The organism is Rhodovulum euryhalinum, from assembly GCF_004342445.1.
GTDB lineage: Bacteria > Pseudomonadota > Alphaproteobacteria > Rhodobacterales > Rhodobacteraceae > Rhodovulum > Rhodovulum euryhalinum.
Map to the genome: position 1 here is coordinate 1 of NZ_SLWW01000001.1, position 24,448 is coordinate 24,448.

At 68.3% G+C, this 24,448-nt stretch carries 22 protein-coding genes; 12 read left to right on the plus strand and 10 right to left on the minus strand.

Features of this window, described 5'->3' with window-relative positions:
- Positions 1-730 (minus strand): ribonucleotide reductase N-terminal alpha domain-containing protein (locus EV655_RS00005; RefSeq protein WP_279389321.1); only part of this gene is annotated, 730 nt, incomplete at its 3' end.
- A gap of 111 nt (positions 731-841) precedes the next feature.
- On the opposite strand from EV655_RS00005, the gene EV655_RS00010 reads away from it, so the two are divergent.
- Entirely contained in the window at positions 842-1,276 is a 435-nt protein-coding gene (locus EV655_RS00010) for a DUF1489 family protein (RefSeq protein WP_132539903.1), read from the plus strand.
- A 61-nt stretch (positions 1,277-1,337) separates the two neighbouring features.
- Here EV655_RS00010 and hisG read toward each other — a convergent pair whose 3' ends face one another.
- Genes hisG through hisS form a run of 3 tightly spaced genes read right to left on the minus strand, consistent with a single transcriptional unit; the run spans position 1,338 to position 4,784 of the window.
- A complete protein-coding gene (gene hisG / locus EV655_RS00015) occupies positions 1,338-2,036 on the minus strand; it encodes an ATP phosphoribosyltransferase (RefSeq protein ID WP_132539906.1) in 699 nt (232 codons plus the stop codon).
- Positions 2,033-3,142: an ATP phosphoribosyltransferase regulatory subunit gene (locus EV655_RS00020; protein WP_132539909.1), complete on the minus strand. Its 1,110-nt coding sequence runs from the start codon at positions 3,140-3,142 to the stop codon at positions 2,033-2,035. Before EV655_RS00020 ends, hisG begins: the two co-directional genes overlap by 4 nt.
- A 4-nt stretch (positions 3,143-3,146) precedes the next feature.
- Complete coding sequence (gene hisS, locus EV655_RS00025; RefSeq protein WP_132539912.1) at positions 3,147-4,784, minus strand: histidine--tRNA ligase; 1,638 nt, start codon at positions 4,782-4,784, stop codon at positions 3,147-3,149.
- A gap of 85 nt (positions 4,785-4,869) precedes the next feature.
- On the opposite strand from hisS, the gene EV655_RS00030 reads away from it, so the two are divergent.
- Positions 4,870-5,082: a SlyX family protein gene (locus tag EV655_RS00030; protein ID WP_132539915.1), complete on the plus strand. Its 213-nt coding sequence runs from the start codon at positions 4,870-4,872 to the stop codon at positions 5,080-5,082.
- A 15-nt stretch (positions 5,083-5,097) separates the two neighbouring features.
- Here EV655_RS00030 and dnaE read toward each other — a convergent pair whose 3' ends face one another.
- Positions 5,098-8,637 carry a DNA polymerase III subunit alpha gene (gene dnaE, locus EV655_RS00035; RefSeq protein ID WP_132539918.1) on the minus strand — a complete coding sequence of 1,180 codons (3,540 nt, stop codon included), beginning with the start codon at positions 8,635-8,637 and terminating at the stop codon, positions 5,098-5,100.
- 205 nt (positions 8,638-8,842) lie between these two features.
- Here dnaE and EV655_RS00040 point away from each other — a divergent pair, with 205 nt between their 5' ends.
- From EV655_RS00040 to EV655_RS00075, 8 genes are all read left to right on the plus strand, one after another.
- The gene (locus tag EV655_RS00040; protein ID WP_132539921.1) at positions 8,843-10,363 is read left to right on the plus strand and encodes an ABC transporter ATP-binding protein; all 1,521 of its coding nucleotides are present in this window, start codon (positions 8,843-8,845) and stop codon (positions 10,361-10,363) included.
- Between the two features lie 9 nt (positions 10,364-10,372).
- On the plus strand, positions 10,373-11,458 hold the full coding sequence (locus EV655_RS00045; RefSeq protein ID WP_132539924.1) for an ABC transporter permease: 1,086 nt from the start codon (positions 10,373-10,375) through the stop codon (positions 11,456-11,458).
- Positions 11,458-12,390 (plus strand): ABC transporter permease, encoded by a 933-nt coding sequence (locus EV655_RS00050; RefSeq protein ID WP_132539926.1) that lies wholly within the window; start codon positions 11,458-11,460, stop codon positions 12,388-12,390. Before EV655_RS00045 ends, EV655_RS00050 begins: the two co-directional genes overlap by 1 nt.
- A gap of 51 nt (positions 12,391-12,441) precedes the next feature.
- Complete coding sequence (locus tag EV655_RS00055) at positions 12,442-13,515, plus strand: BMP family ABC transporter substrate-binding protein (RefSeq protein ID WP_132539928.1); 1,074 nt, start codon at positions 12,442-12,444, stop codon at positions 13,513-13,515.
- A gap of 105 nt (positions 13,516-13,620) precedes the next feature.
- Positions 13,621-14,715, plus strand: a complete 1,095-nt coding sequence (locus EV655_RS00060; RefSeq protein ID WP_132539931.1) for an NAD(P)/FAD-dependent oxidoreductase — start codon at positions 13,621-13,623, stop codon at positions 14,713-14,715.
- Positions 14,700-15,365, plus strand: a complete 666-nt coding sequence (locus tag EV655_RS00065) for a DUF938 domain-containing protein (RefSeq protein ID WP_132539934.1) — start codon at positions 14,700-14,702, stop codon at positions 15,363-15,365. The genes EV655_RS00060 and EV655_RS00065 overlap by 16 nt, the downstream gene beginning before the upstream one ends.
- A gap of 70 nt (positions 15,366-15,435) precedes the next feature.
- The gene (locus EV655_RS00070; RefSeq protein WP_132539937.1) at positions 15,436-15,792 is read left to right on the plus strand and encodes a carboxymuconolactone decarboxylase family protein; all 357 of its coding nucleotides are present in this window, start codon (positions 15,436-15,438) and stop codon (positions 15,790-15,792) included.
- Between the two features lie 142 nt (positions 15,793-15,934).
- On the plus strand, positions 15,935-16,387 hold the full coding sequence (locus EV655_RS00075) for an EF-hand domain-containing protein (RefSeq protein ID WP_132539940.1): 453 nt from the start codon (positions 15,935-15,937) through the stop codon (positions 16,385-16,387).
- A 4-nt stretch (positions 16,388-16,391) separates the two neighbouring features.
- On the opposite strand, the gene EV655_RS00080 is transcribed toward EV655_RS00075, so the two are convergent.
- Both EV655_RS00080 and EV655_RS00085 read right to left on the minus strand, forming a co-directional pair.
- Positions 16,392-18,890 carry a GcvT family protein gene (locus tag EV655_RS00080; RefSeq protein ID WP_132539943.1) on the minus strand — a complete coding sequence of 833 codons (2,499 nt, stop codon included), beginning with the start codon at positions 18,888-18,890 and terminating at the stop codon, positions 16,392-16,394.
- A 242-nt stretch (positions 18,891-19,132) separates the two neighbouring features.
- Positions 19,133-20,119 (minus strand): 2-hydroxyacid dehydrogenase, encoded by a 987-nt coding sequence (locus tag EV655_RS00085; RefSeq protein WP_132539946.1) that lies wholly within the window; start codon positions 20,117-20,119, stop codon positions 19,133-19,135.
- A gap of 158 nt (positions 20,120-20,277) precedes the next feature.
- Between EV655_RS00085 and EV655_RS00090 the strand changes: the two genes are divergently transcribed.
- Together EV655_RS00090 and EV655_RS00095 are read left to right on the plus strand one after the other, a co-directional pair.
- Entirely contained in the window at positions 20,278-20,739 is a 462-nt protein-coding gene (locus tag EV655_RS00090; RefSeq protein ID WP_243644929.1) for an SH3 domain-containing protein, read from the plus strand.
- 61 nt (positions 20,740-20,800) lie between these two features.
- On the plus strand, positions 20,801-21,691 hold the full coding sequence (locus tag EV655_RS00095) for a cation diffusion facilitator family transporter (RefSeq protein ID WP_132539952.1): 891 nt from the start codon (positions 20,801-20,803) through the stop codon (positions 21,689-21,691).
- 50 nt (positions 21,692-21,741) lie between these two features.
- On the opposite strand, the gene EV655_RS00100 is transcribed toward EV655_RS00095, so the two are convergent.
- Genes EV655_RS00100 through coaBC form a run of 3 tightly spaced genes read right to left on the minus strand, consistent with a single transcriptional unit; the run spans position 21,742 to position 24,445 of the window.
- On the minus strand, positions 21,742-22,785 hold the full coding sequence (locus tag EV655_RS00100; RefSeq protein WP_132539955.1) for a HesA/MoeB/ThiF family protein: 1,044 nt from the start codon (positions 22,783-22,785) through the stop codon (positions 21,742-21,744).
- A complete protein-coding gene (gene dut / locus EV655_RS00105) occupies positions 22,785-23,252 on the minus strand; it encodes a dUTP diphosphatase (RefSeq protein WP_132539958.1) in 468 nt (155 codons plus the stop codon). The genes EV655_RS00100 and dut overlap by 1 nt, the downstream gene beginning before the upstream one ends.
- Positions 23,249-24,445: a bifunctional phosphopantothenoylcysteine decarboxylase/phosphopantothenate--cysteine ligase CoaBC gene (gene coaBC, locus EV655_RS00110; RefSeq protein ID WP_132539961.1), complete on the minus strand. Its 1,197-nt coding sequence runs from the start codon at positions 24,443-24,445 to the stop codon at positions 23,249-23,251. The genes dut and coaBC overlap by 4 nt, the downstream gene beginning before the upstream one ends.
- Positions 24,446-24,448: the final 3 nt, after the last annotated feature.

Sequence of the window (24,448 nt, forward strand, 5' to 3'; positions counted from 1 at the left end):
TCAATGCCCTCGGCACCGCCGAGATCGTCCGCGTGGCCTGAACCGGAAGGGGCAAGGGGAAGTCATGCCTCAAGCCACCTTTATGCAACAACGCCTCCCACGGGCCATCGGCCTTGACCGCCTCCATGAAGGCGTCGCTCACCAGCACCGAGAGGTTGAAGTTGCGCAGCCGCGCCGGATCCTGCTTGGCAGTGATGAAGGCCTCGATATCCGGATGGTCGCAGCGCATCGTGGCCATCATCGCGCCCCGGCGGCTGCCCGCGGACATGATGGTGCGGCACATCGCGTCCCACACGTCCATGAAGGACAGCGGCCCCGAGGCGTCGGCCCCCACCCCCAGCACGTCCGCCCCCCTGGGACGGATCGTCGAGAAGTCGTAGCCGATGCCACCGCCTTGCTGCATCGTCAGCGCGGCTTCCTTCAGCGCCTCGAAGATGCCGCCCATGCTGTCGGGAATCGTCCCCATGACGAAGCAGTTGAACAGCGTCACCGCACGGCCCGTGCCCGCCCCGGCGGTGATCCGGCCCGCGGGGAGGAAGCGGAAATCCTCAAGCGCGGAATAGAACCGCTCTTCCCAGCCGGCCTTGTCCTGCTCCGGCTCTGCCAGCGCGCGCGCGATGCGGCGCCAGGTGTCTTCCACCGTCAGATCCACCGGCGTGCCGTCGGCCTTCTTCAGGCGGTACTTCATGTCCCAGATCTGGTCGGCGATGGGGGCGGAGAAACGGCTCATCTTGGGTGTCCTCGGGGGCTCGGGGAAGGGTGTCAAGAATAGGATGTCGCCTTGAACTCCGCAACAACTAGACTAAGCTTGACGTCCATCAACAGGATCTTGGGGCACAGCATGGCGGGCGGCCACGTCAATCTGGTGAAGCTCTGCGTCGGGGCCGAGCGGGTCGAGGACCTGATCGACTGGCAGAAGACGGCGCGCGCCAAGGGCCCTGACGGGCTGCCCCGCCACGTCACCCGGATGTGGCCGAAACGGGTGGACGAGCTCTTGGCGGGCGGCTCGCTCTACTGGGTGTTCAAGGGCGTGATCCTCGCGCGCCAGCGGATCGTCCGGCTTGACCAGGTGACCGGGGCGGATGGAATCGACCGCTGCGGGATCGTGCTGGACCCGGCGGTCCTGCGGACCGAGGCTATGCCGAAACGGCCCTTCCAGGGCTGGCGCTACCTGCGGGCGGCGGACGCGCCGCGCGACCTGCCCGAGGGCCGCGCGCAGGAGGACGACCTGCCGCCCCGCCTGATGGCGGCGCTGGCCGAGATCGGGGTAAGGTAAGGCGCAGGGGCCGGGCGCCACGTCTTGGGCACCATGCCCCGTCGAAAATGCCCGGCGTCCCTCAGGCGTCCAGCCCCAGACGCGCGGCCAGCGCGCGAAAACTGTCACGCGCCGCATCGTCCCACATGGCCTCGCGCGACTTGAACAGCGTCGCCTGGCTGCGGTGGATCAGCCCGTCCGACAGGATTTTCAGGTGGTTGGCGCGCAGCGTCTCGCCGGTCGAGGTGATGTCGGCGATCGCCTCGGCGGTCAGGTTCTTCACCGTGCCCTCGGTCGCGCCCTGGCTGTCGACCAGCTGGTAATCGGCCACACCGGCCTCGCGCAGGAAATCCCGCACCAGCCGGTGGTATTTCGTGGCGACCCGCAGCCGGTGCCCGTGCGCCGCCCGGAACGCCGCCGCCGCCGCGTCGAGATCGTCCAGCGTGTCGACATCGGCCCAGCAGCGCGGCACCGCGATCACCAGGTCGGCAAAGCCGAAGCCCATCGGCTCCAGCGCCACGACCCGGCTTTCCCAGTCGGCGATCCGTTCCTGCACCAGGTCCGACCCCGTGACGCCAAGGTGAATCCGCCCCGCCGCCAGTTCGCGCGGGATCTCACCCGCCGACAGCAGCACGAGTTCCATGCCCTCGACGCCCTCGACCGCGCCCGAATATTCGCGCTCGGACCCGGTGCGGCGGATGTTGACCCCGTGACCGGCGAACCAGTCGAAGGTCTTTTCCATCAGCCGCCCCTTGGACGGCACCCCCAGCTTCAGCGTCATTGCCCGCCCTCCCGGGTCAGCGCCAGCACCAGTTCGGGGCGGATCACGCCGCCGACCGCGGGCACCGCGCGGCCCTGCCCCAGGATGCGGGTCAGCGCGTCATAGCGCCCGCCCGAGGCCACCGGCGGCAGGTCGGGCCGGGTCTCGGCGAAAAAGCCGAAGACGAAGCCGTCGTAGTATTCCATCGTGGTGCGCCCGTAGCTGGCCTCGAACTCCAGCAGGTCCACGTCGATCCCCAGCGCCGCAAGCGCGTCCAGCCGCGCCTCCATCAGGTCGAGGGCGGGGGCGATGGCGGGCAGGTCCACGGCGATGTCGCGCATGTGGGCCAGCGCGTTCGGGCAGGTTTCGCGGATCGACAGCATGTCGTCCAGCAGTTCGACCTCGGCGGGCGAGATCGGCGGCTCGGCCGCGTCCTGCGCCAGGGCATCAAGCCGCGCGGCCACATCCGCGCGCGAGCGCAGGCCGATCTCGGGACCGGCGGCATCCAGGATCGCCTCGGCCCCCTTCGCCTCCATCTCGGCCAGCAGGCGCCTGCGGGGCTCGGGCACCGGGGCGCGGCCGCCGAACCGGTCAAGCAGCGCCCGGAACCGGCGCGGCCGCCAGACATGGCGCCGCAGCGCCGCCTTGCGCCGGGGCGTCATCGAAAGCCCCCCGACAGCCGCCAGCAAGAGCCCGATATCACCGGTCGCCGCGCGCAGCCCCAGCGGCGACAACACCTCGGAGAACAGCGCAAAGACCTCGGCATCGGCCTCGGCCGGATTCTCGCTGCCGAAAAGCTCGTAGCCCACCTGGATATATTCGTTCGGACGGCTCGGATCGCGTTCCTGCCGGCGGAAGACCTCGCCGCAATAGGTATAACGCGCCGGGTCGCCGCCGGCCTCCATGTGCATCTGCACCACGGGCACGGTAAAGTCCGGGCGCAGCATCTGTTCGCCCCTGAGCGCGTCCGAGGTCACATAGGCGCGCGCGCGGATATCCTCGCCGTAAAGGTCAAGCAGCGTCCCGGCCGGCTGCAGGATCGCGGTCTGCACCGGCGCGGCGCCCGCATCGCGAAAGAAGGCGTGCAGCCGTTCGGCCTGCGCCAGCACCTCGGCCTTGGACGCCATGCGTTCAGTCCCCGTTCTGGGCCAGCAGCCGTTTCACCTGCGCCACCAGTTCGGCGCGCGGGGCCTCGAACTGGGCGGGCTGGGATTTCCATTCCTCGAGGCTGGCGCTTTCGGCGATCCGGGCGCCGAGGACCAGGTCCTTGATCTGCACGACACCGCGCGCGGCCTCGTCCCCGCCCTGGATGACGGCGATGGGTGAATTGCGCTTGTCGGCGTATTTCAACTGGTTGCCGAAATTCTTGGGGTTGCCCAGGTAGACCTCGGCGCGGACGCCCGCGGCGCGCAACTCGCCCACCATCGTCTGATAGTCGGCCATGCGGTCGCGGTCCATCACGGTGACAATGACGGGGCCCTGCAAGCTCTGCCCCGCCCGGCCCTTCGCGCGCAGCGCGGCGAGCAGCCGGTCGACGCCGATGGACACACCCGTCGCGGGCACCTTCTGGCCGGTAAAGCGTTCCACGAGGCCATCGTACCGCCCGCCCCCCGCGACCGAGCCGAACTGCCGCGGCCGGCCCTTTTCGTCGAGGATCTCGAAGGTCAGTTCGGCCTCGTAGACCGGGCCGGTGTAATAGCCGAGGCCGCGGACAACGGAGGGGTCGATCACGATACGGTCGGGGCCGTAGCCTTGGGCGGCTAACTGGCTGCCGACTTCCAGCAGTTCGGCAACTCCGTCTTGGCCAGTTTTCGATCCAGTTACGAGGTCACCCAGATACTCAACTACCGCGTCATTCCACAGACCATATTCGGGCCATTCAGTAAAATCTTTGCCCAGAACCTGCTGAAACTGACGATCTGTTGCATCGGCGGCAATCAGAAACTTCGCCGTACTATTTTTGTCGACGCGCCCGGCCCAGCGCGCGAAGTTGTCTTTGACACTTCGCTTTGCCGAGACGAAGCGCATCACAACCTCGGCCTGCGCGTTCGATAGCTTGGCCCCTTGTGTGAAATCCCCAGAATCGTCTTTGCGGCCTTCGCCCAAGAGCTCCCGAATGCCATCCTCACCAAGCCGGTCCAGCTTGTCGATGGCGCGCAGGACGATGCCGCGTTCGTGCTCGTGTTTCTCGGGGTCGGCGGGATCGAGGATGCCCGCGACCTCCATCACGCCGTTCAGGACCTTGCGGTTGTTCACCCGCACGATGTAGTCGCCGCGCGGGATGCCGACCTCTTCCAGCGCGTCGGCCAGCATCGCGCAGATCTCGGCGTCGGCGGCCACCGAGGCCGCGCCCACCGTGTCGGCATCGCATTGATAGAACTGGCGGAACCGGCCCGGGCCGGGTTTCTCGTTGCGCCAGACCGGCCCCATCGCGTAGCGCCGATAGGGCGTGGGCAACTCGTTGCGGTATTGCGCGGCGACGCGGGCGAGCGGCGCGGTCAGGTCATAGCGCAGCGCCAGCCAGTCGCCGTCCTCCTCCTGCCAGCCGAAGACGCCGGCATTGGGGCGGTCGACATCGGGCAGGTACTTGCCCAGCGCGTCCAGCGTTTCGACCGCCGAGGTTTCCAGCGGATCGAAGCCGTAGCGGTCATAGACCGCGGCGATCCTGTCCAGCATCGCCTTGCGCTCGGTCACGTCTGCGCCGAAATAGTCGCGAAAGCCCTTGGGCGTTTCGGCCCGGGGGCGCCGGGGTTTGGTATCCTTGGCCATGCGCGTCTCGCCGCCTGCCTCTCGCTGTCCGCGCGGGGTCTAGCGGATGGGGGGACGCGGGGCAAGGTGGCGCGGGAGAGCAGGCATGACCATGGACACGGAACTGACGGCGCTGGAAGAGCGGATCGCCCGGCTGATCGCCGAGGCCGAAGACCTGTCCGACGAGGTCGCGCGGCAGGGCCGCGAGATCGCGGTGCTGCGCCGCCAGGTGGACATGCTGCTGGGGCGCGAGGCCCAGCGGGAATACGAGGATGGCGGATCGGTGCCGCTGGCCGATCAGAAACCGCCGCACTGGTAGCGTCGGGCGCGACGGTCAGAAATCGTCTACCATCGCCACGCCCGGCAGCGACTTGATCGCGCCCTTGACCTGCGGCGTGACCGGATAGCGGCCGCCCAGCCCGAGGCAGCAATCGCGCACCTGCATCGCGCCATCCACGTCAAGTTCAAGGTTCAGCACCCGCAGCCGGATCGGCCCGCCCGTCCGGCCGCGCGGCACCGCGCCGATCTGGTCCAGCAGCTTGCGCACGCCCTGCACCGCCTCTGGCGTCTCGACCGTGATCTCCAGCCCGGCGGGACCGGCATCTGCGATCGAGGCATCCATCGGAACGATCCCGCGAATCATCGGGTCGAACTGCCCTTCGTTGAAGCGCCCCTCGATCGTCGCCACCACCTTGTCGGTCGTCTCGAAGACCTTGCGGGCCGCGATCAGGTCGGCCTCTTCGCGCGGGAACATGGCGACGCCGGACAACTGGCCGGTGGGGTCGGACAGCTCCATGCGGAAATAGCGGGTGCCCTTGGCGCTTTTCATCTCGCGCAGGCCCGAGACGAGAACGCCCACCTTCATCACCGCCGCGCCGCTGCGTTCGGCCGCCTCGCGCGCCCCCGCGATGCTGAGCACGCCCTTGCGTTTCAGCGCCGAAAGGTAGTCGTCCAGCGGATGGCCCGAAAGGTAGAAGCCGATCGCCTTGTGCTCTTCGGCCAGCCGCTCGGCCGGCAGCCAGTCGGCGGCGGGGGCAAGCCGCGGCTCGGGCAGGTCGTCGCCCGCCTCGCCGAACAGCGACACCTGCGCCGAGGCACGTTGTTCGTGGACCGCGGCCGACCATGCGGCCAGCGCGTCGAGGCTGGCCATCACCCGCGCCCGGTTCGGATCGAGCTGATCGAAGGCGCCGGCGCGGGCCAGCATTTCCAGCGGCCGCTTGCCGATCCGCTTGAGGTCCACCCGCCGGGCAAGATCGAACAGCGTGGCGAAGGGGCGATCCCCCCTGCCCTCGACGATCAGCCGCATCGCCTCGACTCCGACATTCTTGAGCGCGCCCAGCGCATAGACCAGCTTGCCGTCCCTGACGTCGAAAGCGGCCTGCGAGCGGTTCACGCAGGGGGGCACGATCTCGATCTCCAGCCCGCGCCGCACCTCTTCGGCATAGATCGCCAGCTTGTCGGTCAGGTGGATATCGCAGTTCATCACACCGGCCATGAACTCGACCGGGTGATTGGCCTTGAGCCAGGCAGTCTGGTAGCTGACCACCGCATAGGCCGCTGCGTGCGACTTGTTGAAACCGTAATTGGCGAATTTCTCCAGCAGGTCGAAGACCTCGCCCGCCTTCTTCGCGTCGACGCCATGGGTGGCCTTGGCGCCCTCGATGAACTTGGGCCGTTCCTTGGCCATTTCCTCGGCGATCTTCTTGCCCATGGCCCGGCGCAACAGGTCCGCGCCGCCCAAGGAATAGCCCGCCATAACCTGCGCGATCTGCATCACCTGTTCCTGGTAGACGATGATGCCCTGGGTCTCGGCCAGGATGTGGTCGATCGTGGGGTGGATCGATTCCAGCGGCTTCAGCCCGTGTTTCACCTCGCAATAGGTCGGGATGTTCTCCATCGGCCCGGGGCGATACAGCGCCACCAGCGCCACGATGTCCTCGATGCAGGTCGGTTTCATGCGGCGCAGCGCATCCATCATGCCCGAGCTTTCCACCTGGAACACCGCGACCGTGCGCGCGCTGGCGTAAAGGTCATAGGTCCTGGCGTCGTCCAGCGGGATATGCCCGATGTCGTTCGCCGCGCCGGGCGCGGGATCGTAAAGCCGCGTGCCGTCCGCCGCCTCGTGCAGCTGACGCCCGCCCGCGCGGATCAGGTCGATCGCGTTCTGGATCACCGTCAGCGTCTTGAGGCCGAGGAAGTCGAACTTGACCAAGCCCGCCGCCTCGACCCATTTCATGTTGAACTGGGTGGCGGGCATGTCGGACCGCGGATCCTGGTAAAGCGGCACCAGCTCGTCCAAGGGCCGGTCGCCGATCACCACCCCCGCGGCATGGGTGGAGGCGTTGCGCAGCAGCCCCTCGACCTGCTGGCCATAGGTCAGCAGACGGTCCACCACCTCTTCGGCCCGGGCGGCGTCGCGCAGGCGCGGCTCGTCGGCCAGCGCCTTCTCGATCGAGACGGGCTTGACCCCCTCGACCGGGATCAGCTTCGACAGCTTGTCGACCTGACCATAGGGCATCTGAAGCACCCGGCCCACGTCGCGCACCGCGGCCTTGGACAACAGCGCGCCGAAGGTGATGATCTGCGCCACCTTCTCGCGGCCATAACGCTCCTGCACGTAGTGGATCACCTCTTCGCGGCGGTCCATGCAGAAGTCGATGTCGAAGTCGGGCATCGACACCCGCTCGGGGTTCAGGAAGCGTTCGAACAGCAGCGAATAGCGCAAGGGATCGAGGTCGGTGATCGTCAGCGCATAGGCCACGAGGCTGCCCGCCCCCGAGCCCCGCCCCGGCCCCACGGGGATGCCGTGATCCTTGGCCCATTTGATGAAATCGGCGACGATCAGGAAATAGCCGGGGAAGCCCATCCCCTCGATGATCCCGAGTTCGAAATCGAGCCTTTTCTCGTACTCCTCCACCGAGGCGGCATGCGGAATGACGGCCAGCCGCGCGGCCAGCCCCTCGCGCGCCTGACGGCGCAGTTCCTCCACCTCGTCCTCGGCAAAGCGCGGCAGGATGGGTTTCCGCTTCTCGGCCTTGACCGCGCAGCGCCGGGCGATCTCGACGGTGTTCTCGACGGCCTCGGGCAGGTCGGCGAACAGCGCGGCCATCTCCTCGGGCGACTTGAAGTAATGCTGCGGCGTCAGGCGGCGGCGGCCCTGCGCTTGGTCGACATAGGCGCCCTCGGCGATGCAGATCAGCGCGTCATGCGCCTCGTACATGTCGGACTTGGGAAAGTAGACGTCGTTGGTGGCAACAAGCGGCAGGTCCATCCCATAGGCGATCTCGACATGGCCGCGTTCCGTCGCGGCTTCGGCCTCGGTGACCTGCCCGCCCTCACCCGGGTGGCGCTGCAACTCGACGTAAAGCCGGGCCGGAAAGGCCGCGGCGAGCCGCGCGACCAGCGCCTCGGCCTTCGCCCGCTGGCCCGACTGCAACAGCCGGCCCACCGGCCCGTCGGGCCCGCCGGTCAGGCAGATCAGCCCCTCGGCATGGGCCTCCAGTTCCTCGGGCGTGACCTGCGGCAGTTGCCCCTCCTTGCCCAGGTAGAGGCAGGAGTTGAGTTTCATCAGGTTACCGTAGCCCGCAGCGTTCTGCGCCAGCAGGACCACCGGCGCAGGTTGGCGCGGGCGTTCACCGGGCGCGGCGGGATCGTAGGCCAGATCCAGTTGGCAACCGATGATCGGCTGCACCCCCGCCCCTGCCGCCAGAACCGAAAATTCCAGCGCGCAGAACATGTTGTTGGTGTCGGTCACGGCCACGGCGGGAACGCCGGCCGCGCGGCACAGATCGGGCAGTTTCTTGACCCGCACCGCCCCTTCGAGCAGCGAGTATTCGGTGTGCAGGCGAAGATGGATGAATCGGGGCGCGGCCATGGCGCCGACTCTAGCCCGGCACGCGGACCGGGGGAAAGGGCCTGATGGCCGCCCGAACCGCGCGGGCGAACTGCCCCCTTTTCGGGCAGATGCCCGCAGACCGGGCGCAATCTGCCCCTGCATCCGCCCGAGACCGTTGCAGCTTGCCGCGGCACCGGGCTACTAAGCAGGGAATCCACGAACAGGCCGCGGGGGACGCCGCCGGGTGACAGCACTTTTGACAGTCGAGGGCCTGACCAAGGCCTATCCCGGGGTGGTCGCCAACGATCGCGTCAGCTTTGATATCGCCGAGGGCGAGGTCCATGCACTGTTGGGCGAGAACGGCGCCGGCAAGTCCACGCTGGTCAAGATGATCTACGGGCTGGTGCAGCCCGATGCGGGCCAGATGACGCTGCGGGGCACGGCCTATGCGCCTTCCGAGCCCAGCGCTGCGCGGGCTGCGGGCGTTGCGATGGTTTTCCAGCATTTCTCGCTGTTCGACGCGCTGAACGTGGCCGAGAACATCGCGCTGGGAATGGAGCACCCGCCGCCGATGCGCCGTCTCGCCGCCCGCATCCGCGAGGTCAGCGAGACCTATGGCCTGCCGCTGAAGCCCGGCCGCCTGGTGGGCGATCTCTCGGCCGGAGAACGCCAGAGGGTCGAGATCATCCGCTGCCTGCTGCAGGATCCGAAACTCCTGATCATGGACGAGCCGACCTCGGTGCTGACGCCCCAGGAGGTCGGCATCCTCTTCGCCACATTGCGGAAACTGGCGGCCGAGGGCACCGCGATCCTCTACATCTCGCACAAGCTGGAAGAGATCCGCACGCTCTGCGACCGCGCGACGATCCTGCGCCGGGGCCGCGTCGTCGACAGCTGCAACCCGCGCGAAAAGTCCGCCGCGGAACTGGCCGAGATGATGGTGGGCGCAAAACTGACCGCCCCTTCCCGGGCAGGCGTCAGCCCGGGCGAGGTGGTGCTTGAGGTGTCGGAACTGTCCCTGCCATCGGCCAACCCCTTCGGCACCTCGCTGCGCGACATCTCGTTCTCCGTGCGGGCGGGCGAAATCCTGGGGGTGGGCGGCGTCGCGGGGAACGGACAGGACGAGTTGCTGGCCGCGCTGTCGGGCGAGGCGCCTGTGGCGCCCGGCGCGGTCAGGCTCAAGGGCCAGCCCATCGGGTCGCTGGGCCCCAGCCCGCGGCGGCGCATCGCGGTGCTGGCCGCGCCCGAGGAACGGCTGGGCCACGCCGCCGCCCCGGACATGAGCCTGACCGAAAACGCCCTGCTGACCGCCGCGATCCGCGAGGGGCTGGCGGCGCGCGGCTTCCTGAAATGGCCCGCGGCGAAAGCCTTTGCCGAGAAGGTGATCGAGGCCTTCGACGTGCGCACCCCCGGCCCAGGCAATGCCGCGCGTTCGCTTTCGGGCGGAAACCTGCAGAAATTCGTCATCGGCCGCGAGGTGCTGCAACGCCCCGAGGTACTGGTGGTGAACCAACCGACTTGGGGCGTCGACGCGTCCGCCGCCGCGTCGATCCGGCAGGCGCTGCTGGACCTTGCGGAATCAGGCACGGCGGTCATCGTCATCAGCCAGGATCTGGACGAACTGATGGAAATCTCGGACCGCTTCGCCGCGCTGAACGAGGGCCGCCTGTCGTCCCCGCGCCCCGCCAAGGGGCTGACGCTGGAAGAGATCGGGCTGATGATGGGCGGGGCCCATGACATGGAGGTCGCCCATGTGGCCGAGTGAGGGGCGCCCATGATCCGACTTGAAAAACGCCCCCAGCCCTCGCGCGCCTGGACCGTTGCGGCGCCCCTGCTCGCTGTGGCGTTGACCATGGTGGCGGGCGGGCTGATGTTTGCCCTGCTAGGCAAGAACCCGGTCGACGCAATCCGCACCATCTTCTGGGATCCGCTCTTCAACCAACAGTTCGCCAGCTATTCGCGCCCGCAATTGCTTGTGAAGGCGGGGCCCTTGATCCTGATCGCGATCGGCCTGTCGCTGGGCTTCCGCGCCGGCATCTGGAACATCGGCGCGGAAGGCCAGTACATCATGGGCGCTCTGGCGGGCGCAGGCGTGGCGCTGGCGCTTTACCCGCTGGATACGTGGATCCTGTTCCCGCTGATGGTTCTGGCCGGGGCGCTCGGCGGCTGGGCCTGGGCAATGATCCCGGCGCTGTTGAAAACGCGGTTCCGAACCAACGAGATCCTCGTTTCGCTGCTGCTCGTCTATGTCGCGCAACAGGTTCTGGCCTCGATGTCGCTGGGACTGATGCGCAACCCCGAGGGGGGCGGCTTTCCGGGCAGCCGGAACCTGCAGCAATACCCCGCCGCCGCCAATCCCGAGCTTTTCGAGGGCACCGGCATGCATTGGGGCGTGGTCGCAGCCTTCATCGCGGTGATCGCGGCCTATGTCCTTCTGAACCGCCACATGCTGGGCTTTCAGATCCGGCTGACCGGCCAGTCGCCCCGGGCCGCGCGATTCGCCGGCGTCGACACGAACGCCCTGGTCCTGTTCTGTCTCGGCACGTCCGGGGCGCTGGCGGGCCTTGCGGGACTGTTCGAGGTCTCGGGCCCCGCCGGTCAGGTCAATATCGACTTCAATGTCGGCTACGGCTTCACCGCGATCATCGTGGCGTTTCTCGGCCGACTGCATCCGGTTGGAATCCTGCTGGCGGGGCTCTTGATGGCGCTGACCTATATCGGTGGCGAACTTGCACAATTCATGCTTGGCATCCCGGCAGCCGCCATCCAGGCCTTTCAGGGCATGCTGCTTTTCTTCCTGCTGGGGGTCGACGTCTTGTCCAATTACAACATTCGGCTTGGCCGGAGGGAGATCGCCTGATGGATTTCGGCGCGATCAACCCTGTGGTGCTGTTCGCCTCGTTGATGGTGGCGTCGACACCAATCCTGCTGGCTGCGATCGGGGAACTGGTGGTCGAGAAATCCGGCGTTCTGAACCTTGGCGTCGAGGGGATGATGATCACCGGCGCGATCTGCGGCTTTGCCATCGCGGTCGAGACCGGCAGCCCCACGCTGGGGTTCATCGCGGCCATGGCGGGCGGCGCGGCGCTGTCCCTGGTCTTCGGCTTTCTCACGCAGGTACTGATGTCGAACCAGGTGGCAACAGGGCTGGCACTGACGCTGTTCGGACTCGGTTTCTCGGCACTCATCGGGCAAGGCTATGTCGGCACAAAGCCGCCCGCGACGGACCGGCTGAACCTCGGGGTCCTTTCGGACATCCCCATCCTCGGGCGCATGCTGTTTTCCCACGACCTGATCGTCTATCTCAGCCTCGCGCTGGTCGCCACGGTCTGGGCCTTCCTGCGCTTCACGCGGGCGGGGCTGATCCTGCGCGCGGTGGGCGAGAACCACGACGCGGCGCATGCGCTGGGCTACAAGGTCGTGCGCATCCGTCTTGCGGCCATCGCCTTTGGCGGCGCCTGCGCAGGGCTGGGTGGGGCCTATCTCAGCCTGGTGCGCGTGCCGCAATGGACCGAGGGCATGACCTCGGGTGCGGGCTGGATCGCGCTGGCCATCGTGGTCTTTGCCAGCTGGCGCGCGGGGCGGGTCTTGCTGGGTGCCTATCTTTTCGGCGGGGTCGCGGTGCTGCAGTTGAACCTGCAGGCCGCGGGGCTTGCCGTTCCGGTCGAGCTCTTGTCGGCCTCGCCCTATCTGGTAACGATCCTCGTGCTCGTCATCATGTCGGCCGACCGGGGCCGCGCCGCGCTGAACGCGCCCGCCTCGCTCGGCCGGGTCTTCCACGCCTCGACCTGAGGCTCTGCCAACCGGCGGCCATGCGGCCCGCCACCAACAGGGGATAGAACCATGAACCGCAGAACGCTTCTCGCCTCCGCCGCGCTGGCGCTGGGCCTGGCCGGGACCGCCCTTGCCCAGGACAAGACCAAGGTCGGCTTCGTCTTCGTCGGGCCGATCGGCGATGGCGGCTGGACCTATGAACACAACCAGGGCCGGCTCGCCGTGGAAGAACATTTCGGCGACGCGGTCGAGACCGTCTACCAGGAAAGCGTGCCCGAGGGCGCGGATGCCGAACGCGTCCTGACGCAGATGGCGCTGTCCGGCGCCGACCTGATCTTCACCACGTCCTTCGGCTACATGGATCCCACGATCAACGTCGCCCAGAAATTCCCGAACGTGAAATTCGAGCACGCCACCGGCTACAAGCGCGCGGACAATGTCGGCACCTATTCCGCCCGCTTCTACGAGGGCCGCGCGGTGCAGGGGCTGATCGCCGGGCACATGACGGAATCGAACATCATCGGCTATATCGCCTCCTACCCGATCCCCGAGGTCATCCGCGGCATCAACTCGGCCTATATCCATGCAAGAAAGGTGAATCCGGACGTCCAGTTCAAGGTGATCTGGGCCTATACCTGGTTCGACCCGGCCAAGGAAGCAGACGCCGCAACAGCACTTATCGAACAAGGCGCCGATGTGATCCTGCAGCACACGGATTCGACCGCGCCGCAAGCCGCGGCCGAGAAGGCGGGAAATGTCTATACCTTCGGGCAGGCCTCGGACATGGCGGAATACGCCCCGAAGCCGCGGATTTCCTCGATCATCGACAACTGGACGCCCTACTACATCGACCGGGTGCAGGCGGTGATCGACGGCGCCTGGACAAGCGACGACACCTGGGATGGGATCGGCGCGGGCATGGTCAAGATCGGCGAGATCACCGACGCGGTGCCCGCCGAGGTCAAGGCCGAGGCCGAGGCGCTGATCGAGGCGATCGGGAGCGGGGCCTATCATCCGTTCACCGGCCCCTTGAACAAGCAGGATGGCTCGGTCTGGCTGGCCGAGGGCGAGACCGCCGATGACGGCACGCTCCTGGGCATGAACTTCTATGTCGAGGGGTTGACCGGCGAGATTCCGCAATAACGCAGGCCGGGGTCGGGGCGCGGCGCCGCCCCGGCGTCGCACGGACAGGAAATGGGCGCGCGGCGGGGCTTTCCCTTGGCCGCGCGCTCTGGTTATGTCGGGCGCATGGAGACGGATTTTCTGGTCATCGGTGGCGGCATCGCCGGGGTCTCGGTCGGGGCAAGACTGTCGCATCTGGGGCGGGTCGCACTGCTGGAGGCCGAGGCGGGGCTTGGCTACCATGCCTCGGGGCGGTCGGCGGCGCTGTTCGACGAGTGTCTCGGCGCGGCGCCCATCGTGGAACTGAACCGGGCCAGCCATGCCTATCATGCGACGGCGAATGGCGGCGTGCTGTCGCCGCGCGGGCTGATGGTGGTAGGGCGCGCCGAGGATGCGGCGGCCTTCGAGCATGACGTCGCGCATATGCGGCTGTCCCGCCTGACGGTCGACGAGGCGCGGGCGCGGATGCCCATCCTGAACCCCGATGCCGTCGCCTTTGCGGGCTATCATGGCGACGCCTGGGATCTCGACACTGACCGGCTGATCCAGGACTTCGCCCGCGACATCCGGGCCAATGGCGGCACGGTCGCGACCGGCACGCGGGTCACGGCAATTACCCGAACCGGGACAGGCTGGCGGGTCGAGACCGGCAGAGAAACCGTCGCGGCGCGGGTGCTGGTCAATGCCGCGGGGGCCTGGGCCGACGAGGTGGCGCGGATGGCCGGGGTGGCGCCCCTGGGGATGACACCGATGCGGCGGTCGATGGCGCGGCTACCCGCACCGGGGGGGCAGGATATCCGGGCCTGGCCGATGGCCGTGGGCGCAGGCGAGCGGTGGTATTGCAAACCCGATGCCGGCAAGCTGCTGGTCTCTCCCGCCGAGGAACATCCGATGCCGCCGCACGACGCCTTTGCCGACGACATGGTGCTGGCCGAGGGGCTTGCCCGCTACGAGGAGATGGTGACCGAGCCGGTCACCCGGGTCGAGACGAACTGGGCGGGGCTGAGGACCTTTGCGCCGGACCGTCTGCTGGTCATCGGGTTCGATCCGCTTGACCCCGCCTTCTTCTGGCATGCCGGTCAGGGGGGCGTGGGGTTTCAGACCGCGCCAGCCGCAAGCCAGCTGGCCGCCGACATCGTCGCCGGGCGGCCGCCCGAGATCGGCGCGGCGCTGGCTGCCGCGTTTTCGCCTGCGAGGTTCGCGACATGTCCCGCCGCCTGAGCTTGCCGGACACCGCCTCGGTGGCGATCCCCGGCGCAGACGGGCGGATGCACGCGCCCTCGGCGCTGCGCAATGCCGAAGCGATCTGCGCGGTCATCCGCGAACGGGGCCCGGCGGCCGGTCGCGCACTGGAGATCGCGTCGGGCACCGGCGAACACGCGGTCCGTATCGCGGCCTGCCAGCCCGGGCTGGACTGGCAACCCTCGGACATCGACGCGGACCGGCGCGCCAGCATCGACGCCTGGACCGCGCATGCGGGCCTGCCCAACATCCGGCCCGCGATCGCGCTTGATGCCTGCGCACCCGGCTGGGGGGCGGTACAGGACGGCTATGACCTGATCTTTGCCAGCAACATCCTGCATCTGGTGAGTGTCGACGAGGCACAGACGCTGATCCGCGAGGCGGCGCGCGCGCTCGCCCCCGCAGGGGTGTTGATGATCTACGGACCGTTCCGGCGCGGCGACAGGTTTGCCAGCGAGGGCGACGCGACATTCCACACCAGCCTCGTCGCACAGGATTCCGCGATCGGCTACAAATCGGCCGAAGAGGTCGAAGGCTGGATGCGCGCAGCCGGCCTGGTCGCCGAACCGCCAGCGGAGATGCCCGCGAACAACCTGACCGTGGTTGCCCGAAAGCCCGCCGCACCTTGACCCGCATCAAGGCAGGCACCCAAGAAAACTGGTGTTTCCGACTCGAATTTCGATCTCAAAGGAGAAAAGAATGGACTGGACCGCGAAACGTGACGCGACCAAGGATCAGCTGCGGCGCCTGAACAAGGCGATCCCCGAGCCGGCCAAGGCGTTCAGCGGCCTCGGCAAGGCCGTGAAGGAGGGCGGCGAGCTTGACTTCAAGACCAAGGAGCTGATCGCGATGGGCATGGCGATCACCCTGCGCTGCGAGGCCTGCATCGTGCTGCACATGGAGGCGCTGGTGCGCGTCGGCGCCACCCGCGAAGAGGTCGGCGACGTGCTGGCAATGTCGATCCAGATGGGCGGCGGGCCCGCGATGATGTATGCCGCCGCGGCGATGGAATGCTACGATCAACTGATGGAAGAGAAGGCGGCCGCGGCCGAGTAACGCGGCCCCCGGGCGTGCCGTCCCGCGGCGGCACGCGCTTCCGCGGCCAAAGGCTGTGCGGCATGGGCAGAGGCCCGCTGTTGCCTGAATCGCGCCACCGTCCTATTCCTTGTGGGCTGAACGCCCTCGAAGGATCTGTCCCATGCTCCGTATCGTCCCGGCTGCCCTTGTCCTTGCCCTTCTGGCCACCGCCGCCCACGCGGGCAGCTATTCGGGTATGCCCGGCAGCGTCTTCGAGGAACGGTTCGTTGCCGAATGGGACCGGAACGGTGATGGCGTCATCACCCGAGCCGAGATCATGCGCATGCCCGAGGCGGTCTTTGCCCGGTTCGACCGCGACGGCGATGGCCTTCTCGACCCGCACGAAACGGCCCGCTTCGATGCAGCGCGGCAGGCCGACCTGCGCAATCTGGGCGGCCGGTATCGCGCCGAGGTCGCGCGGATGGCCGGGGGCGTGACGCTCCGGCGCAATGACATCGACGGCAACGGGCGGATCAGCCGGGCGGAATTCCGGCTGGGCGGCGCCGACTGGCTGGCGCTGCTGGACCGCGACGGGAACGGCGCGGTCAGTGCCGTGGATTTCGCCGCCCGCTGACGGCTCAACCGTCCGCGCGGATGCGGGCGTTCGTGGGGTCGTGCGGGCTCTCCTCGACGATCTCGGCGGGCCAGCGCCGGTCCAGCATCTTGACCTGGAGTTTCGTGCCCGGGACAGCGAGTTCGGGCCGGACATAGCCCATGCCGATCGACCGGCCAAAGACCACCGAATACCCGCCCGAGGTCAGCCGCCCGACCCGCGTCTCGCCATCATAAAGCGCCTCGCGGCCCCAGGGATCGGCATCCTCGGGCCCATCGATCAAGAGCGTCACGCATTTGCTGCGGATACCGGTCTGCTCCATCGCCGCCTTGCCGTGGAAGTCCTTGGACAGGTCGACGAACCGGTCCAGCCCGGCCTCCAGCGGCGTCGCGTCGCGGCCAAGTTCCGTGCCGAAGGCGCGATAGGATTTCTCCTGCCTGAGCCAGTTCTGCGCCCGGGCGCCGACCAGTGCCATACCGTGCCGTTCGCCCGCGCCCATCAGCAGATCCCACAGGTAGGTCTGCATCTCGATCGGGTGATGCAGCTCCCAGCCAAGTTCCCCGGTATAGGCCACGCGCAGGGCGCGCACCGGGCACATGCCCAGCTCGATGTCGCGCGCGGACAGCCACGGGAAGCGCTTGTTGGACAGCACCGTCGCCGGGTCGGCGTCCTTGACCACATCGTTCAGGATCGCGCGCGCGTTCGGCCCCGCCAACGCGAACACACCCCATTGGGTCGAGACGTCGTGGATGTCGATCCAGCCGAATTCTTCGCGCTTGTCCTCGGCGGCCTTGACCAGGAAATCGTGGTCATAGGCCGCCCACGCCCCGGCCGAGACAAGGTAGTATTCGTGCTCGGCCAGCCGCACGATGGTGTATTCCGTGCGCACCGTGCCCGCCGAGCTCAGCGCATAGGTCAGGTTGACCCGGCCGACCTTGGGCAGCGCGTTGCAGGTGAACCAGTCGAGGAACGCGGTCGCCCCCGGCCCCCGAACAAGATGCTTGGTGAAGGCGGTTGCGTCGATCAGCCCGGCGCGTTCGCGGATCGCACGGGCCTCGTATTCCGCATGCGGCCACCAGCCGCCCCGGCGGAAGCTGCGCGCATCGTGGTCGAAACTGTCGGGCGCGTCCTCGGGGCCGTAATAGTTCGGCCGCTCCCACCCGTTCACCTGCCCGAACTGCGCGCCAAGCCGCCGCTGCCGGTCATAGGCCGGCGAGGTCCGCAGCGGGCGGCAGGCGGGACGCTCCTCGTCGGGGTGGTGCAGGATGTAGACGTGTTCATAGGCCTCCTCGTTCTTGCGGGCGGCGTATTCGGTCGTCATCCAGTCGCCATAGCGGCGGGGGTCGAGCGAGCCCATGTCGATCTCGGCCTCGCCGTCCACCATCAGTTGCGCAAGGTAATGTCCGGTGCCCCCGGCCGCCGTGATGCCGAAGCTGAACCCCTCGGCCAGCCACATGTTCCTTAGGCCCGGCGCAGGACCGAGCAGCGGGTTGCCGTCGGGCGTGTAGCAGATCGGACCGTTGAAATCGTCCTTCAGACCCACCTGTTCCGAAGACGGGATCCGGTGGATCATGCTCATGTATTCCTCTTCGATCCGCTCCAGATCCAGCGGGAAGAGGTCGGCGCGGAAGCTGTCGGGGCAGCCATACTCGAACCGCGCGGGCGCGCCGCGCTCATAGGGGCCAAGGATCCAGCCGCCGCGTTCCTCGCGGACATACCACTTGGCGTCGGCGTCGCGCAGGACCGGGTGCTGGGGATTGCCCGCGTCGCGCCACGCGACCAGCGCGGGGTCGGGCTCGGTCACGATGAACTGGTGCTCGACCGGGATCGCCGGGATCTTGATGCCCAGCAGCCGCGCGGTGCGCTGGGCGTGGTTGCCTGTGGCGGTGACGACATGTTCGGCGGTGATGACGGCCTGCTCGTCGGTGGCGACGAGGTTCCCGCCCTTCTCGGCCATCTTCGTGACCGTGACGCGCCATTCGGACCCGGTCCATTCGTAGCCGTCCACCTGCCACTTGCGTTCGATGGTCGCACCGAACTGGCGCGCGCCCTTGGCCATCGCCTGCGTGACGTCGGCGGGGTTGATATAGCCGTCGGTCGGGTGGAACAGCGCGCCCTTCAGGTCGTCGGTCCGAACCAGCGGCCAGCGCGCCTTGATCTCGTCGGGGGTCAGCCATTCGTAGGGCACGCCGCAGGTCTCGGCGGTTGTGGCGTAAAGCCGGTATTCGTCCATCCGCGCGTCGGTCTGCGCCATCCGCAGGTTGCCCACCACGAAGAAGCCGGGGTTCAATCCCGTCTCGGCCTCAAGCCCCTTGTAGAACCTGATCGAGTAGTCGTGGATGTGGGTCGTGGCGTAGGACATGTTGAAATAGGGCAAAAGGCCCGCCGCATGCCATGTGCTGCCCGAGGTCAACTCGTCGCGTTCCAGCAGCATCGTGTCCCATCCGCGCTTCGCCAGGTGATAGGCGATCGAGGTGCCGACGGCACCGCCGCCGACGACAAGGGCTTTGACATGGGTCTTCATGGGCCGCGACTCCGCGTTGAGCGTCCGTTTCGCGCCCAGTTACGCAAAATCGGCCACGCGGGGCGAGGGTCATCCGACTTCACGTGACACGAAAGCGACCTCTGGCCGCTGAGCCCGAAGCCACCGACACCCCGGAAGCCGCAGGATTTCAGGACGCGATGAGGGCGGCGATCTGCGTCAACCTCGGCAGCATCGGCATCGGGCAGGTCTTCGGCGCGCGGGGCTCGCCCGTGCCCACCCCGTCACAGCATCGCCGGTACCACCAGATCGGGCGGCCGGTGGCCGTCGGCGAAGGTCTTGATGTTGATGATGACCTTCTCGCCCATCTCGACCCGACCCTCCACCGTGGCCGAGCCCATATGCGGCAGCAGCACCACGTTCGGCAGTTCGCGCAGGCGGGGGTTGATCTCGTGGCCATGCTCGAACACGTCAAGCCCCGCGCCGCCCAGTTCGCCCGCCCGCAGCATCCGGGTAAGCGCATTCTCGTCGATCACCTCGCCGCGCGAGGTATTCACGATCACGGCGTCGGGCTTCATCAGCTTCAGCCGCCTTGCGTTCATCAGGTGGAAGGTCGAGGGCGTGTGCGGGCAGTTGATGGACAGGACATCCATGCGCGACACCATCTGGTCAAGACTGTCCCACCAGGTCGCTTCCAGGTCCTCCTCGATCTCGGGGCGCAGACGCTTGCGGTTGTGATAGTGGATCTGCATGCCGAAGACACGCGCCCGCCGCGCCACCGCCTGTCCGATCCGTCCCATCCCGAGGATCCCCAGCCGCCGCCCGCCGATCCGCCCGCCCATGAAGGCCGTGGGCGCCCAGCCCTTCCAATGGCCCGTCTGCATGACATGCAACCCTTCGGGGATGCGGCGCGTGACCGCCAGCATCAGCGCGATGGTCATGTCGGCGGTGTCCTCGGTCACCACGCCCGGCGTGTTCGACACCAGAATCCCCCGCTGCCGCGCTGTCTGGATGTCCAGATGGTCGATCCCGGCCCCGTAATTCGCGATCAGCTTCAGCCGGTCGCCTGCGGCGGCCAGCATCGCCTGGTCGATCTGGTCGGTCACGCAGGGCACGATCACGTCGGCCCGCTGCATCGCGTCGACCAGTTCCTCCCGGCTCATCTTGACGTCGGCTTCGTTCAGCTCGACGTTGAAAAGCTCCTTCATCCGGGTCTCGACCGGCTCGGGCAGGCGTCGCGTCACGACAACACTCAGGCGTTGAGCGGGCATCCCGGGGCCTCCTCCTGCTTTCCAACCCGTTCCGTCAGTGGCAAACTGTCCGAGATCGGGGCGCGGCACAAGACCCCGGGGCGTGAACGGGCAGAACAGAGATGGCGCAACGGGCAGCCGGGCGGACCGCAAGGATGGCCTTGGCGTTTTTTCTTTGCATGGCGACACTTTCCGCGCCCCTCCACGGGGCCGAGCGGGGGCAGGTCACGAACCTGCCGCTGCCGCGTTACGTGTCGCTCAAGGCCGCCGAGGGCAATGTGCGCCGCGGCCCCAGCCTCAGCCACCGGGTGGACTGGGTCTATACCCGCCGCGGCATGCCCTTGCAGATCACCGCCGAATACGGCCACTGGCGCCGGGTGCAGGACCGCGACGGCGCGGGCGGCTGGATGCACTATTCGCTGCTGTCGGGCGTGCGCACGGTCATTGTCGACGAGGACATGCTGCCCCTGCGCCGTCAGCCCGACGCGAACGCCCAGGTGCTGGCCCAGGCCGAGCGCGGCGTGATCGCCCGGCTTGGCGAATGTCGCCCCGACTGGTGCCGGATCGCGGCCGAGCGACAATCCGGCTGGGTGCCCAAGGCCGCGCTTTGGGGCGTCGACCCGGGCGAAACGCGCGAGTAAGCTTGCGGCCCCGGCACCAGCCTTGCTAGTCCGGGGCCGAACCGCGCCAAGGGATCCGCCAATGCCGACCGCGACCCGCCTGAACCTTTCCGCCGGGATCGCCTCGGTTGTCACCGCGTTGCTGCTGGTGGCGCTGAAGCTCTGGGCGCTGGGCGAGACGCAGTCCCTGTCGGTCGCGGCTTCGCTTGCGGACAGCGCGCTTGACCTGATGATGTCGCTCGGCGCGCTGGCCGCGATCCTTTACGCCGCACGCCCGCCCGACGATGACCACGCCTTCGGACATACCGCGGCCGAGGATCTTGCGGCGCTGGGCCAGGCGGTATTCATCCTCGCCTCGGCCGGTGTGATCGCGTTCGCCGCCATCGGACGGCTGACCGCCGCCGATCCCGTTCCGCTGGCGGCCGAGGGGCGGGGGATCGTGGCCATGACGCTTTCGATCATCCTGACGCTGGCGCTGGTGCTCTGGCAGCGCGGGGTGGCGGCACGGACAGGAAACCGGGTGGTCCGCGCCGACTCGCTACACTATCTTGGTGATCTGCTGCCGAATCTTGGCGCGATCCTGGCGCTCTGGGCCTCGGCGCAGTTCGGGCTTGTCCGCCTTGATGCCGCGATCGCGCTGGCGGCCGCCTGCATGCTGGCCGTGGGGGCGGCGGGCATCGGCAAGGATGCCTGGGACGCGCTGATGGACCGCGCCGCCGCCCCCGAGGTGATCGCCCGGATCGAGACCCTCGCCCGCACCCAGCCCGGCATCCACGGCTTTCACGACCTCAAGACCCGCCGCTCGGGCAGCCGTCTGTTCATCAATCTTCATGTCGAGCTTGACGGCGCGCAAAGCCTGGACGCGGCCCATGCCATCGGCGCCGCGCTGAAACACGCGATCCTTGCCGAGTTCCCGGGCACCGACATCATCATCCATTTCGACCCGGTGCGGGACAGCGGCGATCACCGCTGAACGGTCTCGCTGGCCTGGGTGCGTTTCGGTGGATGGCGCGCAGGGCGCCCTCAGCCCCGCCCGCAGACCGGACAGCCCGGCCGCCGCTTGAGCGCGATCACCCGCGTGTCTGCGTAAAGCGCGTCATAGATCAGCATCCGCCCGCGCAGCCCCTCGCCCGCCCCGGTCAGCGCCTTGATCGCCTCGACCGCCATCATCGTCCCCATGACACCGGGCAGCGGCCCGACCACGCCCGCCTCGGCGCAGGAGGGCGCCAGCCCCGGCGCGGGGGCCTCGGGAAAGATGCAGGCATAGCAGGGCGTGCCGCGGGCGGGATCATATAGGCTGATCTGTCCTTCCCATTGGGCGATGGCGGCAGCGACAAGCGGCGTGCCTGTTTCCACCGCGACCCGGTTCACCAGATAGCGCGTCTCGAAATTGTCCGACCCGTCGAGGATCAGGTCATACTCGGCAAACAGCAACCGCGCCGTCGTCTCGTCCAGCCGCCGGTTATAGGGCCGGACCTCGACGAAGGGGTTCTGCCCGAGGATCGCCTCCTTGGCCGAAAACACCTTGGGCAGGCCGATCCGTGCATCGGTATGGATCACCTGGCGCTGGAGGTTCGAGTTCGACACGATGTCGTCATCGACCACCCCCAGCGTGCCTACGCCGGCGGCCCCCAGATACATCAGCGCCGGCGAGCCGAGCCCGCCTGCACCGATCACCAGCACCTTCGCCTGTTTCAGCCGCTTCTGTCCCGGACCGCCGATCTCGCGCAGCACGATGTGGCGGGCATAGCGGTCAAGCTCGGTGGCGCGGAACGGACCCGACGCCACGGGCGCCTGCCTGGACGCATGCCGCGCTGCCCGACGCCGCAGCGCGCGCAGGCCCGCACGGTAACCCAGCACCGCGGCCACCGCGCCCCCCAGAGCGAGCCAGCCTTCGGGCGATCCACCAATCGCGCGTTTCAGGGGATGGGGTGCGGGCAATGCCAGTTGAACCGCCAGAACAGCGGCGTACAGCGCCGCGATCATCGCCCAGCGCCCCGGTGGCGGCACCTTCATCAGCGCGCCAATCGCCCAGAGCGCCAGCGCGAGCCCCAGGACCAGCCCCATCAGCCCCGCCCCGTCGAGCCGAAGCCGCCCTCTCCCCGACCGGTCGGATCCAGCGTGTCGACCACCGCGAAGGCGGCCTGCACCACGGGGGCCACGATCATCTGCGCGATCCGGTCGCCGTGGTGGATGGTGTAGGGCTCGGCTCCGAGATTCACCAGCAGCACGCCCAGCGGCCCGCGATAGTCGCTGTCGATGGTGCCGGGCGTGTTGGGCAGGGTGATCCCATGCTTCAGCGCCAGCCCCGACCGCGGCCTGATCTGCACCTCGAAACCGGGGGGGAAGGCCATGCGGAACCCTGTCGGCGCGATCCGGCGCTGCATCGGTTGCAGGGTGAAGCCAGCCGCGCGAATGTCGGGCGGCAGGTTGGCGCGAATGTCCGCGCCAGCCGCCCCCGCGGTCTCGTACGAGGGCAGCGGCAGGTCGCGGTCGGCCCAGTCCTCCCACAGGATGCGCAAGGTGGGTCTCATGCCAGCGCCTCGGCGATCCGCTGGGCAAGGCGCTGGGCGACCTCGTGCTTGGTCAGCCGCGGCCAGGTCTCGGCGCCCTCGGCGGTGATCAGCGTCACCTCGTTCTCGGCCCCGCCCATGATCCCGGTCGCGGGCGAGACATCGTTTGCCACGATCCAGTCGCACCCCTTTCGGCCGCGCTTGGCGCGGGCATGGGCCTCGACGTCATGCGTTTCGGCCGCGAAACCGACCACCAGCCGCGGGCGGCCCTTGGACAGCCCCGCGACGGTCGCGAGGATGTCAGGGTTCTCGGCGAACTCCAGCGCCGGGGCCCTTCCCGACCCGTCCTTCTTCATCTTCTGCCCGGCCGCGTTCGCCACGCGCCAGTCGGCCACGGCAGCGGCAAAGACCGCCGCCTCGGCGGGCAGCGCGGCCTGCACGGCCTCCAGCATCTCGCGTGCGGTCTCGACCCGCACCACCTGGACGCCCGCGGGCGGGGCCACGGTCGCGGGGCCGGTCACGAACACGACCTCGGCGCCCAGCCCCGCCAGCGCCCGGGCAATCGCCGTGCCCTGCGCGCCCGAGGACCGGTTGGCAATGTAACGCACCGGGTCGATGGGCTCATGCGTCGGCCCCGAGGTCACGACGATGCGCCGCCCCTTCAGCGGCCCATCGGCCAGCGCCGCCTCGATGGCGGCGAGGATCTCGGGCACCTCGGCCATGCGCCCGGGCCCGAACTCGCCACAGGCCATGTCGCCCTCGTTCGGGCCGACGACGCGGACGCCATCGCCGCGCAAGGTCGCAAGGTTCCGCCGCGTCGCCGGATGCTGCCACATCCGCACGTTCATCGCGGGCGCGACCAGGACGGGCGTGTCGGTGGCCAGCAGCAGCGTGGAGGCCAGGTCGTCGGCATGCCCGCCCGCCATCCTGGCCATCAGGTCTGCCGTTGCAGGCGCCACCACCACCAGATCGGCCGAGCGCGAGAGCTGGATATGCCCCATTTCGGCCTCGTCGGTCAGGTCGAACAAGTCACGAAAGACCTTTTCCCCCGCCAGTGCCGACAGCGACAGGGGGGTGACGAATTCCGCCGCGGCCCGCGTCATCACCGGGGTGACCGCCGCCCCCCGCTCGCGCAGGCGGCGGATCAGGTCCAGAACCTTGTAGGCGGCGATGCCGCCCGAGACGATCAGCAGAATACGTTTGCCGGACAGCATGGG